The sequence below is a fragment of the Lysinibacillus odysseyi 34hs-1 = NBRC 100172 genome, from assembly GCF_001591965.1.
GTDB classification, from domain to species: domain Bacteria; phylum Bacillota; class Bacilli; order Bacillales_A; family Planococcaceae; genus Lysinibacillus_B; species Lysinibacillus_B odysseyi.
Genome location: NZ_BCVX01000004.1, coordinates 12788 through 26395, shown reverse-complemented (window position 1 = coordinate 26395; position 13608 = coordinate 12788). Strand labels below are relative to the sequence as shown.

The 13608-nt window shown below is 42.9% G+C and carries 16 protein-coding genes; 9 read left to right on the top strand and 7 right to left on the bottom strand.

Going from position 1 to position 13608, the window contains the following annotated elements; all coding sequences use genetic code 11:
• The first annotated feature begins 12 nt into the window (after positions 1 to 12).
• Both BOD01S_RS07415 and BOD01S_RS07410 read left to right on the top strand, forming a co-directional pair.
• A complete protein-coding gene (locus BOD01S_RS07415; RefSeq protein ID WP_036157592.1) occupies positions 13 to 1314 on the top strand; it encodes an NCS2 family permease in 1302 nt (433 codons plus the stop codon).
• 154 nt (positions 1315 to 1468) lie between these two features.
• Positions 1469 to 3082 (top strand): long-chain fatty acid--CoA ligase, encoded by a 1614-nt coding sequence (locus BOD01S_RS07410; protein ID WP_036157595.1) that lies wholly within the window; start codon positions 1469 to 1471, stop codon positions 3080 to 3082.
• Between the two features lie 135 nt (positions 3083 to 3217).
• On the opposite strand, the gene BOD01S_RS07405 is transcribed toward BOD01S_RS07410, so the two are convergent.
• Positions 3218 to 3379 carry a hypothetical protein gene (locus tag BOD01S_RS07405; RefSeq protein WP_036157598.1) on the bottom strand — a complete coding sequence of 54 codons (162 nt, stop codon included), beginning with the start codon at positions 3377 to 3379 and terminating at the stop codon, positions 3218 to 3220.
• 371 nt (positions 3380 to 3750) lie between these two features.
• Here BOD01S_RS07405 and BOD01S_RS07400 point away from each other — a divergent pair, with 371 nt between their 5' ends.
• The 3 genes from BOD01S_RS07400 to lepB all read left to right on the top strand — a co-directional run bounded on the left by BOD01S_RS07400 (position 3751) and on the right by lepB (position 6095).
• Positions 3751 to 4635: a VOC family protein gene (locus BOD01S_RS07400; RefSeq protein WP_036157601.1), complete on the top strand. Its 885-nt coding sequence runs from the start codon at positions 3751 to 3753 to the stop codon at positions 4633 to 4635.
• 127 nt (positions 4636 to 4762) lie between these two features.
• A complete protein-coding gene (locus BOD01S_RS07395) occupies positions 4763 to 5311 on the top strand; it encodes a sigma-70 family RNA polymerase sigma factor (protein ID WP_052124954.1) in 549 nt (182 codons plus the stop codon).
• The gene (gene lepB, locus BOD01S_RS07390; protein ID WP_036157603.1) at positions 5304 to 6095 is read left to right on the top strand and encodes a signal peptidase I; all 792 of its coding nucleotides are present in this window, start codon (positions 5304 to 5306) and stop codon (positions 6093 to 6095) included. Before BOD01S_RS07395 ends, lepB begins: the two co-directional genes overlap by 8 nt.
• Before the next feature lie 39 nt (positions 6096 to 6134).
• On the opposite strand, the gene BOD01S_RS07385 is transcribed toward lepB, so the two are convergent.
• Positions 6135 to 6356 carry a hypothetical protein gene (locus BOD01S_RS07385; protein ID WP_036157606.1) on the bottom strand — a complete coding sequence of 74 codons (222 nt, stop codon included), beginning with the start codon at positions 6354 to 6356 and terminating at the stop codon, positions 6135 to 6137.
• Between the two features lie 203 nt (positions 6357 to 6559).
• Between BOD01S_RS07385 and BOD01S_RS23240 the strand changes: the two genes are divergently transcribed.
• A complete protein-coding gene (locus tag BOD01S_RS23240) occupies positions 6560 to 6721 on the top strand; it encodes a hypothetical protein (protein WP_169745631.1) in 162 nt (53 codons plus the stop codon).
• 140 nt (positions 6722 to 6861) lie between these two features.
• Here BOD01S_RS23240 and trmL read toward each other — a convergent pair whose 3' ends face one another.
• Together trmL and queG are read right to left on the bottom strand one after the other, a co-directional pair.
• Positions 6862 to 7335: a tRNA (uridine(34)/cytosine(34)/5-carboxymethylaminomethyluridine(34)-2'-O)-methyltransferase TrmL gene (gene trmL, locus BOD01S_RS07380; protein ID WP_036157608.1), complete on the bottom strand. Its 474-nt coding sequence runs from the start codon at positions 7333 to 7335 to the stop codon at positions 6862 to 6864.
• Between the two features lie 16 nt (positions 7336 to 7351).
• The gene (gene queG, locus BOD01S_RS07375; protein WP_036157611.1) at positions 7352 to 8479 is read right to left on the bottom strand and encodes a tRNA epoxyqueuosine(34) reductase QueG; all 1128 of its coding nucleotides are present in this window, start codon (positions 8477 to 8479) and stop codon (positions 7352 to 7354) included.
• Positions 8480 to 8529: 50 nt separating this feature from the next.
• Here queG and BOD01S_RS07370 point away from each other — a divergent pair, with 50 nt between their 5' ends.
• Complete coding sequence (locus tag BOD01S_RS07370) at positions 8530 to 9219, top strand: B3/B4 domain-containing protein (RefSeq protein ID WP_036157613.1); 690 nt, start codon at positions 8530 to 8532, stop codon at positions 9217 to 9219.
• A gap of 11 nt (positions 9220 to 9230) precedes the next feature.
• Positions 9231 to 9737 (top strand): hypothetical protein, encoded by a 507-nt coding sequence (locus BOD01S_RS07365; protein WP_036157615.1) that lies wholly within the window; start codon positions 9231 to 9233, stop codon positions 9735 to 9737.
• Positions 9738 to 9958: 221 nt separating this feature from the next.
• Here BOD01S_RS07365 and BOD01S_RS07360 read toward each other — a convergent pair whose 3' ends face one another.
• Positions 9959 to 10870: a S66 peptidase family protein gene (locus BOD01S_RS07360; RefSeq protein ID WP_036157617.1), complete on the bottom strand. Its 912-nt coding sequence runs from the start codon at positions 10868 to 10870 to the stop codon at positions 9959 to 9961.
• 185 nt (positions 10871 to 11055) lie between these two features.
• On the opposite strand from BOD01S_RS07360, the gene BOD01S_RS07355 reads away from it, so the two are divergent.
• Positions 11056 to 11934 carry a DMT family transporter gene (locus BOD01S_RS07355; protein WP_036157623.1) on the top strand — a complete coding sequence of 293 codons (879 nt, stop codon included), beginning with the start codon at positions 11056 to 11058 and terminating at the stop codon, positions 11932 to 11934.
• A 30-nt stretch (positions 11935 to 11964) separates the two neighbouring features.
• On the opposite strand, the gene nagB is transcribed toward BOD01S_RS07355, so the two are convergent.
• Both nagB and BOD01S_RS07345 read right to left on the bottom strand, forming a co-directional pair.
• On the bottom strand, positions 11965 to 12678 hold the full coding sequence (gene nagB, locus BOD01S_RS07350) for a glucosamine-6-phosphate deaminase (RefSeq protein WP_036157730.1): 714 nt from the start codon (positions 12676 to 12678) through the stop codon (positions 11965 to 11967).
• A 598-nt stretch (positions 12679 to 13276) separates the two neighbouring features.
• Positions 13277 to 13603, bottom strand: coding sequence for a hypothetical protein (locus BOD01S_RS07345; RefSeq protein WP_036157626.1), 327 nt, complete (start codon positions 13601 to 13603; stop codon positions 13277 to 13279).
• Positions 13604 to 13608 lie beyond the last annotated feature (5 nt).

Genomic DNA, 13608 nt, shown 5'->3' with positions numbered 1-13608 from the left:
GATTACTTCTATATGTTTCGATTAAAAGAAAATAATACAACAGTAAAAACAGAAATGCTGGCAGGGCTTACGACATTTTTGACGATGGCGTATATTGTTATTGTCAATCCGATTATTTTAGCTGATGCCGGTGTCCCAATAGATCAAGTATTTATGGCTACAATTATCGCGTCTATCATCGGGACAGTTTGGATGGCACTTATGGCTAACTATCCAATTGCTATTGCACCTGGTATGGGATTGAATGCTTATTTCACTTACGCAGTAGTCATCGGTTCTGATGGGGCAATTGATTATGTAACTGCCTTCGCCGCTGTATTCGTTGCAGGGATTATTTTTGTTATTTTAAGTTTGACACCGTTCCGTGAAAAGCTGATTATGTCGATCCCTAAAAATCTGAAACTGGCCATCACAGCTGGTATTGGGCTTTTCATAGCCTTTATTGGGCTTCGCATGTCTCATATTGTCGTAGCAAATGAATCAAACCTGGTAGGTTTAGGGGATTTATCAAGCCCTTCTGTTTTACTCACATTATTCGGTCTTGCATTGACAGTAGTGTTGATGGCCCGCAATGTTAAAGGGGCATTATTTATCGGGATGGTCGCTACAGCGATTGCAGCTGTTTTGACAAACCAATTAAAAATTGAAAAAGTTGTAGCAATGCCTCATCTTCCGAAAGGTATACTCGTTTGGAATCCGCTTGCCGCGATCGGTGATGTCATTTCTTACGGATTATACGGCGTTGTTTTCTCATTTATTTTAGTTACTTTATTTGATACAACAGGTACGATGGTCGGCGTAGCTAGACAAGCCGGTCTTATGAAGGGAGAAAATTTACCGAGAGCTCGTCAGGCATTGCTTGCAGATTCGCTTGCTACAACGGTCGGGGCAATGGTAGGTACAAGTCCGACAAGTGCTTTTGTTGAATCTTCAGCAGGTGTTGCTGCGGGCGGCCGTACAGGATTAACGACATTGACTGTTGCAGCTTTATTCCTTTTATCTTCATTCTTCGGTCCATTGGTTGCTTCTATTTCAGGTGTCGCTGCCATTACATCTCCAGCATTAATTATTGTAGGAAGCTTGATGATCGGCGCGGTGAAGCAGATTGAATGGGATAATTTTGATGAAGCCTTTCCTGCCTTTTTAGTAATATTGACTATGCCTTTAACTTCAAGTATTTCTACAGGTATTGCTCTTGGGTTCATTACCTATCCATTAATTAAAATGGTGAAGGGAAAAGCACGCGAGGTTCATCCGCTTCTTTATATCTTTGCTGTTTTATTCATTATTCAATTAGTATTTCTGCCCCACTAGTAAAAAGAGTGCTGCTGCCCTATGGCAGGGCACTCTTTTTCACTTTAGGAACGTTCGTTATTGTAGAATTATTTCGTTTTTTAGAGGATTTATAAGCATAAAGTAGAATATTTAACTAAGTTACACATTTTTCCTACAAGGGGGATGAAGGAATATGATGGACACACAGTTAGTATTGACAGGGTTTTTAAAGCGTGCTGAACGGTTCTTTCCTGACAAGGTGATCGTTTCACGTACAAGCGACACGATGACGCACCGTATTACCTATGCCGAATACGCTAAACGTACCCGCCGTCTGGCTGATGCTTTAACGAAGCTCGGCATGACAAGAGGAACCAAGGTGGGAACATTCGCCTGGAACCACCATCGTCATCTAGAAGCCTATTTTGCCATTCCATGTTCAGGAGCCGTTCTCCATACAATCAATATCCGCTTGGCACCTGAGCATATTATTTATATTATCAACCATGCCGAAGATGAGATTTTGTTAATTGATGGTGATCTTTTCCCATTGGTAGAGCCTGCACTAGCCCATCTGAAAACAGTTAAACATGTAGTTGTTATGCGCGATGACATGATAGTACCTGAATCCAGCTTTAAAAATGTACACTCCTATGAAGCATTATTAGCAGAAGCAAATGAAAACTTTGAGTTCCCTGAGGATTTGGATGAACAGATGCCAGCGGGGATGTGTTATACATCCGCGACAACAGGCATGCCAAAAGGGGTCGTATATAACCATCGAGGCATTGTTCTTCATAGCCTTGCTCTTGGGCTCGCCGAGTCATTCGGTGTTAAGGAAAGCGATGTTGCACTGCCTGTTGTTCCTATGTTTCATGTAAATGCCTGGGGCTTCCCATTTGCGGCAGTTAACTATGGTTTAACACAGGTACTGCCTGGCCCGATGTTTACGCCGGCATTATTGCTCGATCTATTCGAAAAGGAGAAGGTAACAGTAACGGCCGGGGTTCCTACCATCTGGCTCGGTGTGTTAAACGAACAGGAAAAAAACCCGCGTGACCTATCATCCCTTCGGCTAGTCATCTCTGGCGGCTCCGCCTCTCCGCAGGGACTGATTAAAGCCTATAATGAAAAACATGGTATCCCTTATATAAATGCATACGGGATGACTGAAACATCACCGCTTGTCAGCATGTCATATCCACTTTCTACGATGGAGGATTATTCTGCTGAAGAATTAATGGATCTCCGTACGACACAGGGGCTGACATCTTCTCTTATCGAAACAGAAGTCGTCAATGAAGACGGCCCTGTTCCATGGGACGGCAAGACAATGGGCGAGCTTCGTATCCGCGGTCCTTGGATTGCTTCCGAATATTATAAGGATGAACGCTCAGCAGAAGCATTCCATGATGGCTGGCTGTATACAGGCGATATTGCTGTACTGACGAAGGAAGGCTATATCAAGATCACTGACCGGACAAAAGATTTGATTAAATCGGGCGGTGAATGGATTTCCTCTCTCGATTTAGAAAATGCATTAATGTCCCATCCCGCTGTATTTGAAGCTGCGGTTGTGGCCATCCCGCATGAAAAATGGCAGGAACGCCCACTGGCATGTGTAGTGCTGCATGAAGGAGCAGCGGCTACGAAAGAAGAGTTATTAGAATCCCTTCGCGGTCAATTCGCCAATTGGTGGATTCCAGATGATGTCGTATTCCTGAATGAAATTCCCAAAACATCTGTCGGAAAATTCCTGAAAGCAAAGCTTCGCGAAGAGTTGAATGACTATAAACTGCCATTATAAATAATAAAACAAGGAGATTTCCCTTAACCGGATATCTCCTTGTTTTAATTGCTTGTTTTATCTCTCAACCCTTCTAGCAAATAGCTCCCCCTTCTCTCCGTCATTCCCGTAAAAGCTATGAGTTCTTTAGAAATTTCACTGATTTTTCTCATCAAATTGTACAGGGTCCGCTTCTCTTCCGTCTTGCTCCAATTGTTGTTCGTCACGCAAGTGTTCCATCTGTTTCCCTAAGTTTTTTAACTCTTCCATTGTGTTTGCCATATTTCCATTTACTATTTGATCCTTGTCCTTTTCCATGCTTATCCCTCCTTTTTACACTATTCCCTTGTTTCATCATTTGAACCATTTATGTCACAAAATATATTGGTAAAGCCTTGTTAGATAGGATATACTGATAAAAGAGATTTTTTACTACGTGTAAGGAGGGTACTTCCATGAAATTAATTTTAATTCTTGGTGTATGTGCTGCATTCTTAACTGCAATCTTCACAGCTGGTTACGAAGGTAAACCATTTTCTAAAGAAAACTAATACGTAACTAAAGCTACTGAGAGACGACCGTTCCAAACGGTCGTCTTTTTTCTTGACGCCATTCATTTCAGCCTCTACAATAAGTTACATAAAGTAAGTAACTATAAAATAATAATCAAAAGTGAGGAATTGTTCCCTATGGCTACACATTTTCATAAAAAACCGAATCTATATACTACTCATGTGCAGTTAAAAGTATCCGACTTGAAGCGCTCTGTTGAGTATTACACTACTATTATAGGCTTCCGCGTATTAAAACAAACGGAAGAGATTGCTTATTTAACGGTTGACGGGGTATCCAGCCTGATTTCTTTAATCGAGGTAAAAGACGCGATTTCCCCGCAAGGATTCACAGGACTATATCATTTTGCCCTATTACTACCGACACGGACAGATCTTGGAAACATCGTACAGCATTTTATCCAGCACAATATCCGTCTAGGCGCAGCAGATCATGATGTAAGCGAGGCCCTCTACCTCAATGATCCTGACGGGAACGGGATTGAAATTTACATTGACCGCCCTGAACAGCAATGGACATGGAATCGTGACGGCCTTGTTCATATGACAACAGAGCAACTGAACTTCCAATCGATTTTAGCAGAGGCAGACGGCAAATGGGACGGGCTGCCGACAGACACGGTGATGGGGCATATCCATTTATCTGTAAGTGATCTAGAAAAAACAGAGGAATTTTATACACAAGTACTGGACTATGAAGTTGTCTGCCGGTACGGTGGACAGGCGCTGTTTGTGTCTACTGGCAATTACCATCATCATATTGGGCTAAACACTTGGCAAAGCAACGGCAGACCTGCTTTACCGGATGATGCGGCCGGCTTGAAAAGTTATACCGTTGTACTAAAGGACGAAACATATGCTGATTCCGTTAAAAATAAGCTGCAATCAGCAGGCTATTTGGTAGAGCAACAGACCGAGGAACTACTATACAGCAGCAACCCTCTTTTCTCCACTGTCGACCCAAATGGTATTCGAATTTTCTTTACAATAGAAGGTAACTAAGATGAAGGCTATCACTGAGATAGCCTTTTTCTTATTTCTCGAGCCCCCATTTATTAAAATTAAACAATTTTGAAACTTTTCCCCGTTTTCATTCGTTTAAGATAAAACGATTCTGAGGGGGGATGAAATGGATGCTTCTCACCTTTCTTCTACAGAAGACAACACCGCAAAAATCGAATGGCTAACGTATGTAATGGAAATGTATGGGGATGCATTAACAAAGCTCTCTTATACGTATGTCAAAGATATCGGAAAGGCACAGGAAATAGTGCAGGATGTATTTTTTCTATGTTATGAACGCTGCGAAGAGGTCCAGCAGATCGCTTCATTAAAAGCATGGCTATATAAAGTAACAATTAACCGCTCCAAGGATAGGCTAAGAAGTGGTTGGCTGAAACGTATTATTTTGAACAATCTCATCCCCCCTTATACAAAAGCTCCCCATTCTACAGAGCAGATGCTCATTAAACAGGAGCAGCAGCACCAGTTGCTAATGCATGTCCTTGAATTGCCCGTTAAGTACCGTGAGGCTTTGTTACTCTTTTATTATGAGGACGTGTCAATCGCAGAAATAGCCTATATGCTCAAACTTAATGAAAATACCATTAAAACAAGGCTGAAAAGAGGAAGGGAATTATTAAAGCAGCTAGTAAAGGAAGGTGATTTCAGTGGATGAAAAGCTTAAAGCACTGAAGGAAGAGCAAAGCCAACAGACACTGTCACATATTACTTTTACTCAAAAAGATAAACAGGCTGTACTGGAGAGAGTAAAGCGTAAAAAGATAAGATTTCGCTTCATGCCTCAAGCAGCTTTTATCCTCTTCACCTTAATTACAGTCAGCAGCTTATATCTGTTTATTTCCGATAGCTCACTGGAAGAAGAAACAATTGAAACGATTTCAGACGTAAATACTCCGGAAAGCCCTCAAATACTAGCAGTGTCTGGAGAAATGTTTACGATTGACTGGCTGTCCGATGCGATGGATAGAGGTAATCATGATTATGTTACATCATACCACTCACCGCTTGTGGTTGATTCTGAAATTGCAGCTTTTAAACGTGGCGAGGTTATATACTATCAAATGCCCTCTTCGGTCAATGAAGCCGTTCCAAATACTACTGTTCAAAATATAGGGCGGATTGTTGGTCTTCCTGGTGAAACAGTGGAAATTATTGATGGGCACGTTTGGATAGATGATAAAAAGCTTTTGGCCTTCTATGCGGAAGCGACGATGCATGGGCTTAATGAAACCGTCTATTTTGAAAAGATAAATCCAGGTAATATTGCAGACGAGGAGGCAGCACGTGCTTATTTCTCCACTGAGATGCCGCCGGTAACAGTCGGAGAGAATGAAGTATTTGTACTTGTTGATCAATGGTGGCGCGGCGCGGACAGCAAGGATTACGGTCCCTTGCGGACGGATCAAATCATAGGAATAGTAAAAGGATATGCACAATAGGAAAAGCGGTCATTCCCCTGTCTTAGAATGACCGCTTCTTTAAGCCTGGCTCTTTTCTAATTTTGTCCAGCAGCATGCACAGCTGTCAAAGTTTGTTTTTCCCGTAAAAGCTTCAGCATATTGGATGGCCTCTTTAGAATTGGCATGCATGCCGAGAGCAATCGTATCCTCTACTTCAGGCGAGTAAGTGCAATCTGGCGCATGCACTTGATGATTCCCTTTGGCATCGGTGTTTTGATTATAAAAATAATACGTCAGCATAATGAGCCTCCTACATAGGTTTTAGCTAATTGTTTACTAAATGATTCGATAGTTAGTAAATTCCTCAACTGCCTCTTCAGTAAACAACATTTCCTATCGAACTGAGGAGATATGTCCCTCTCGTCTCTTACCAACCGATCAAAAGTCCACAAGTATAGCACCAGTTCTATAATCCATACTATTTAAGAAAGGAAGTGATACTGTTGGAAGACACACCATTCGCGCAGCTTACTAGTGAAAGGCTCGATGAAATTAATGCATTGGAAGAGAAACTCGGAGTCATTCTTATTGCTTATGATGCTACAGCCGGCTCTAATCAGTTTTCTCATGACAAACAGCCATCAGATGTCATTAACCCTTCATAGCCCTATTCTTCCCCCTCATTTTCACACCATTTTTTTAGAGTTTGATCTATCTTTTGAAAGTCAGTTTTCTGCAAAACCCCCTTCTTTTCTTCATAGAAAAACAGCAGGGGAATTTTCTTCCCCTGCTGTTTTTACGGATTCTATTTGAGCCCTGGATAGCCCTGCTGTCGAAGTGCCTCATAAATAACTATAGCCGCGGTATTGGATAAATTTAAAGAACGGATATGATCACTTTGCGGAATACGCAGACACATATCCTGACGTTCATACGCAAAATCCTTTGGCAGCCCGGTCGTTTCTTTCCCAAACATAAAATAAATGTCGCGCTCTGTGTCGCTGAAGTCATGCGTTGTAAATGGCTCTTCACTATATGTTTCAATCAGATACAAATCGCCCCCTTGAGAATAGGCGAGGAAATCTTCCAATGAATCGTGATAAACCACATTTACATGCTCCCAATAATCCAATCCCGCTCTTTTTAGCATCTTGTCATCCGTTGAGAATCCAAGTGGATGGATCAGATGCAGACTTGTATTTGTCCCTGCACATGTGCGGGCAATATTCCCTGTATTGGCGGGGATTTCTGGTTGATATAAAACTACATGTAACGGCAAACTAAAGACCTCTTTCTTATAATAATGCTAATCCTTTTTCTATTTCCGTGAGCACCTCGGCGTCCGTTTCACGTTCCTTTGCCCCTTGAAGCGCAAGCTGGGCCTCGTGCCCACCTATTTTACCAAGTGCCCATGCGGCAGTTCCCCGGATGACAGGGCGTTCGTCCTTTTTCATCACGTCAATCAGCTCAGGTATCGCTGACTGCTCCTTAAAATGGGCCAATGCCAATATCGCATTACGCTGGATCGGCTTCTTCCCCCGCCAGGAGCCGGAAACATGTCCGAATTTCGCTTTAAATTCCTTATTCGAAATGGAAAGAAGCGGAGACAATAGCGGTTTAGCAACTTCCGGATCTGGAGTAAATTCCTCATGAATCCAATTTGCCTTCCCCTTATTTTTAGGGCATACTGTCTGGCATGTATCGCACCCATATAAACGATTCCCAATTTTCCCGCGGAACTCATCGGGTAAGAAACCCTTCGTCTGTGTCAGGTAGGCAATACAGCGCTGCGAGTTCAACTGCCCGGGTGCTACAATAGCCCCTGTCGGACAAACATCGAGACAGAGTGTACAATCGCCGCACTCGTCTTCTATCGGCGTATCAGGCTCAAATGGAATATTCGTGATCAACTCACCCAAATATACATAAGAACCAAATTCCGGCGTAATAATAGAACAATTTTTCCCGTTCCAGCCGATACCGGCACGCTCTGCCACGGCACGGTCCACAAGTTCCCCTGTATCAACCATTGATTTTATACGAACATCCGGGACACGCTCGGCCAGCCATGCCTCTATCAGCTGCAGTCTTTCCCTGACAGCTACATGGTAATCAATGCCCCATGACGCCCGGCAGAAAATGCCGCGGCGCTCTCCTTTTTTTCCGGCAGGGGCATCCTTCATTTTCGAAGGATATGCAATAGCAATTGCTATAATACTCTCTGCGCCATCCAATAAACGGAGCGGCTCCGTCCGAAGCTCGATATCCGATTCTTCAAAGCCGGACTGAAAGCCCAGCTCCTGCTGACGGCGCAATCTATTTTTCAACTCATGAAACGGCGAGGCGGTTGCAAAGCCAATCTTATCAACGCCAATCGACTTTGCATATTCAATTAACTGTGCCTGCAAATCTGCTATACGCATTTCCTCACCTTCCTTATGGTACAATAAATTAAAAATTCCGAGGTGATACTATGAACATTTCGCTCGATACATCTCTTCTTGAAAAAGTGCCCGCTATGAAAATCGGCCTCATTCATTATACCAAAATTACCGTCTCTGACTCTCCTCAAATGATTAAAGGGCGTATACAGCTTTATCAGGAAAATTTATTCTTTGAACTCCAGGATACACCTGTTACTGAACGCCCGGGCATTCAGGAGTGGCGGTCTCTTTGGAAGGCCTTCGGTGCTGACCCGAACCGTTACCGCCACTCAGCAGAAAGCCTGCTGCGTCGTATTGCCAAACAGCAATACCTCGTACCGTTCCATTCTGCCGTAGATATTAATAATTTTTTCTCCCTTCAATATGAAGTCCCAATTGGAATTTATGATACGGTTCACCTAGAAGGAGATATTACAATTGCGTTAGGAACTGAGAATACAAGCTATGATGGGCTGAATGGACGATCCATCTCCTTGAAAAACATACCTCATTCTAAAGATGCGATTGGTCCATTCGGAAGTCCCTATGTAGATTCTATTCGTACGGCTGTATCGGAAAATACAACAGATGCGCTGCATATTTTCTACCTTCGTCCATCTATTGAGGAAGCTGAAGCGAGACAGCTGCTCACTTCTTCCGGTAAAATGTTTACACAAGTAAATGGCGGCGATTTCGAATTGGCTGTTCTTTCTGCCGCCGAACCAACGACTTCCCTATAAGGAGCGATTGAATGATTTCATTAGCAGAAGCAGTAAAATTAAAATCGATCTTAAACAAAAAGAAACAGGAGTTAATTTCTGAAATTCATAGCGTCTCCCATGCAATTGTAGAGAAAGGTGAGGAGCCTAAAATTCCAGACCGGACATTAAACCAAATCGATACAGAGCTGGAGGACATACGCCGTGATGCACGTATCCTTGACCGACTAATCTATGAGGCAAATATCCAGAATTCTATTGAATTCGAAAACGAGACTTATACATTAGTAGAGGCGATCGAGCTGGCAATCCAACTGCGTGCCCAATCTACCCTCTATAAGGAGCTCGGGTTGTCCGAGAAAGAATCCTTCTTTCACGGCTCAGGAGATACAATTTTTTACCGCGTTGCCCTGTATGACCCGAACGAATATCGGGTAAAGGCAAATGAGCTCGAAAAGTCTGCTCATCGTCTATCGAACGCTATTAATGCCAAAAACTATCAAGTCCAGGTCGACTTTGACGACTCGAAATATTTCTAACCCGGCGCGGTGAGAGTCCAACCCGGGTTGCTGCGGATGTCCTCATGCATTTTTGCATACCTCAACTTAGTTGCCATATGCAAACCGATGACCAATAACCTGTTACTCCGGTTACCTTTAACAAATGACCAACTATTGCTAAAGTGACCTTTCGTAATTTCGTTTATTTTGACATCCGTAGCAAGAAGGGTGTGGCCTTAAACAGCCACACCCCTCTCTTTTTATTCTACTCCCGGCAGTATGCGCAGTACTTTTTCATCTGCATCCAGAATGGCCTCTACCCCTAAAGGAATGGCCACATTCGGCTTGCAGTGGCCAATCTGAAAGCCAGCCAGTACAGGTTTATTTAATGGCGCTAAATATTCACGCATAATACCGAGCACCTCTTCATACGTCTCTTCTTTACCAAGCTCTGTAAAGCTGCCAATCACGAAACCTGCCGCCTGCTCAAGCTTACGAGCCTGCCGCAATTGGTTCATCATCCCATCAATATGCTCCAGCTCTTCCTTAATATCTTCCAGTACAATGATTTTCCCCTGGGCATTAAACTCGAATTTCGTCCCGAGTGTTCTCACAATCCGGTTTAAATTTCCGCCTGTCAGCTCACCGCGTACAACTCCTCCAGAGATTGTCTCCAGCGGGCTGATCATCTCACTATACTGAATTTCCAACGGTGAAAAGAGCTGCTGGAACATTTTAGCCGACAATGCATCCATTGCTTCTTCTCCGTTGGACAGCATCGGCCCATGGAATGTGACAAGGTTGGAAAACTCATTAACAGCTAAATGCAGGGAGGTAACGTCTGAAAAGCCCCAAATAACTTTCGGGTTTTCTTCTAGCAGCTGATAATCGATTTGATCGACAATTCTCGCCAGACCATAGCCGCCTCTTACACAGAAAATGCCTTTTATCTCTGGGTCCTTTATCATGGCATGAAGATCTTCCAAGCGTTCCTCATCTGTTCCAGCAAGCATTCCATCCGGCAACCCGATTGTTTGTCCCAGCTTATAATGAAGTCCGAGCGACTCGATAAATGCTGTCTTCGCCTCCAACTGCTCCATTTTCAGCGGACTGCTGAGCGCTACCAGCCCTACTGTATCACCTTGTTTTAATCTTTGCGGGCGTATTTTCATCCTTCATTCCCCCTTTTTGTCATCCATGTTATTTTACCATAGGAAGCTCATTGCAATCTGAACCATTCCATTCCTATAATATATGTAAGTTTTTAAAATCGTTTATTTTCCTTCGTCAGGTGCTCTCTTGCAGAAAAAGTAAAGGTCACGCCGAGGGATACTAACGTAAAGAAAGGAGCTTTTCCATGAATTTCCCACCGCAGTTACCACTCGTTCTAGCTACTATATTATGGGGCGGCAACTTTGTCATCGGCCGCGCTGTTTCCGGAGATATCCCGCCACTTACCCTTTCCTTTCTGCGATGGTGTGTAGCTTTTGCTGTTTTCTTCCCGATCGTTTACCGGAGAACGAAGCAGGAATGGCCAATGATTAAGGCCAACTGGCCGGCTGTTATCGCCATGGCCATAACAGGGGTTACCTGCTTTAACACACTTGTGTACATCGGGCTTCACTACACGACGTCCATTAATGCATCGCTGATGAATTCTTCAACGCCGATTATTATATACATACTATCGTTTCTCTTTTTAAAGGAACGCCTCTCCAAATTTCAGCTGGCAGGAACCATCGTGTCATTGATAGGGGTACTATTCATCATTTCGGGCGGCTCAATCAAAAGCCTCTTTGCCTTTTCTTTTAATAAAGGAGATTTGATTGTTCTTGTTGCTGTCTTTTGCTGGAGCATCTATTCATTACTCGTCAAACAGTATGCAGGTCGTCTGCCGGGCTATTCCACATTCCTTGTTACGATTGGGCTAGGCATCATAATGCTCCTTCCATTTACTGTGTATGAGCTGATGACAACTCCCACTGCTATCAACTGGTCCATCGGTACACTGGGCGCTGTTTTTTATGTAGGAATTGCCGCCTCGATTGTGGCTTTTTTAAGCTGGAACAGCGGTGTAGTCGCAATAGGTCCAAATAGAGCAGGCATCTATCTCAACTTTATCCCTCTTTTTGCGGCTATCTTTGCCATTCTCTTCTTAGGGGAGGAAGTGATTGCTGCCCAGTTGGTTGGCGGTTTAGCAGTTATCACGGGTGTTGTCCTCTCCAACAAAAAATAAACGAAGCAGGGGGCTGTTCCCCCGCTCCGTTTATGATACCCCTGTATAAATAACCGTAACGTCTCCATGCAGATGCAACACACTTGCTGGAAACTGTTCTGTCACCTGCCCTGTACGAAGACGGTCATATGCTTCTTGTTTAGAGGCACCGGAAATTAGCAGAACGATTTTTTTAGCCTGCATAATTGTTTGTATGCCGATCGTAATGGCATGGGTCGGCACATCCTCCAACCGTTCAAAATATATCTTATTCGCCTCCCGTGTAGAGGCAGTCAATTCTACAATATGCGTTTCCTGTTCAAATGAGGAGCCAGGTTCGTTAAAGCCGATATGGCCGTTTATTCCGATACCGAGCAGCTGCACATCAATACCGCCTGCTTCCTTGATCTTCGATTCGTATTCCTTTGCTGCCTTTTCCAGATCCGGGGCACTCCCGTTTGGCAAATGGATATTCTCTGGCTTTATATCAATATAGTGAAACAAATGCTTCTTCATATAGTGATGATAACTTGCTTCACTTTCTTCCGTTATTCCAACATACTCATCTAAATTAAAGGTTGTCGTTTCCGAAAATGAAATCTCCCCCGCCTCATAGCTTTTTACAAGCTCTTTATAAAAGCCTTCCGGTGTTCCCCCTGTTGCCAATCCAATTACACTTTTGCTATCCTTTTGAATATGGTCGATGAAAAGGTCGGCAGCTATTTTACTCATCTCCCCGTAGCTTGCCGCTTCAATCCATTTCATATCAACATCCCCTTCTCTATTTATCATCATATAATCCTTACCGTAAATTCCCATCATTTCACACCTGACAATTGTAAAATTGGGACTTTACTTATCACTATTTTTGGCAGCTGACGAATTCCGGCCCGCTTGCTCCCCTCATTCTTTTTGTCAGACTAACTCTATTAAATGTTAGTCTTCCTGTTTGATGGTGGCCAAGGCCTGTTTCTCTCTTCTAAAAAAACATGCCCGCAATGAAAGATATCATCACTAAAGAATAATGGCTCCTTAATATAATGATCCTCTAAACAATTAGGAACGAGAGTTATCCCTTAATTTTATAAATGTGAAAAATTTTTCATATAGTACCGATTGTACCATAATGCCAAAATCAAAAGACAGCTTTCAACTGTGCCTACCCGGCATTTCTCTTTTGCTTTCACTGTTACTGCCAACACTGCCTATTTAAGAGCAAAAGAATCTTAGGGAGTCTGAAAGAAGGAAATCCTTTATAACAAAAAAATACCGCCTTTCCTATTTAAATAAGAAAAAGCGGCTCCACAACGCATCCATTCGTTCATTTTCCTTCTTTTATAAGAATCGAAGAGATGGCTCACATTTATTTTTTATTTTCTATTATGTCGTAATACAGCGTCAACTTTTGGCTATTCATTTCCATAATATGATTGGAATAATGACTCGCCATATTTTTCATGACAATTTCATATGCATCATGATATGCCCCGTTCACTTTCTCCTTTGTTTGAATGGTCTCATTGATCGCTTCAATGATATCTCCCATTTGTTCTGATGTTTCCTGTTGAATAGTGCTTTGGAGTTCACCGCCCAATTGGCGAAGCTCCTGGATTTTTGTAATAAAGGAGTTTGCTTTATATGTTAAATCCTCATTTATAAAAAACTGGTGAAACATTGTTTGCTGTGGCACGCTTC

Bases quoted from the DNA above. Each gene is read 5' to 3' on its own strand.
- BOD01S_RS07415 (WP_036157592.1), top strand. From the start codon at position 13: ATGTTTCGATTAAAAGAAAATAATACAACAGTAAAAACAGAAATGCTG.
- BOD01S_RS07365 (WP_036157615.1), top strand. From the start codon at position 9,231: ATGATTTCATTAGCAGAAGCAGTAAAATTAAAATCGATCTTAAACAAA.
- BOD01S_RS07385 (WP_036157606.1), bottom strand. From the start codon at position 6,356: ATGCTGACGTATTATTTTTATAATCAAAACACCGATGCCAAAGGGAAT.
- nagB (WP_036157730.1), bottom strand. From the start codon at position 12,678: ATGAAATGGATTGAAGCGGCAAGCTACGGGGAGATGAGTAAAATAGCT.
- BOD01S_RS07360 (WP_036157617.1), bottom strand. From the start codon at position 10,870: ATGAAAATACGCCCGCAAAGATTAAAACAAGGTGATACAGTAGGGCTG.
- BOD01S_RS07355 (WP_036157623.1), top strand. From the start codon at position 11,056: ATGAATTTCCCACCGCAGTTACCACTCGTTCTAGCTACTATATTATGG.
- BOD01S_RS07400 (WP_036157601.1), top strand. From the start codon at position 3,751: ATGGCTACACATTTTCATAAAAAACCGAATCTATATACTACTCATGTG.
- queG (WP_036157611.1), bottom strand. From the start codon at position 8,479: ATGCGTATAGCAGATTTGCAGGCACAGTTAATTGAATATGCAAAGTCG.
- BOD01S_RS07410 (WP_036157595.1), top strand. From the start codon at position 1,469: ATGATGGACACACAGTTAGTATTGACAGGGTTTTTAAAGCGTGCTGAA.
- BOD01S_RS07395 (WP_052124954.1), top strand. From the start codon at position 4,763: ATGGATGCTTCTCACCTTTCTTCTACAGAAGACAACACCGCAAAAATC.
- BOD01S_RS07370 (WP_036157613.1), top strand. From the start codon at position 8,530: ATGAACATTTCGCTCGATACATCTCTTCTTGAAAAAGTGCCCGCTATG.
- BOD01S_RS07405 (WP_036157598.1), bottom strand. From the start codon at position 3,379: ATGGAAAAGGACAAGGATCAAATAGTAAATGGAAATATGGCAAACACA.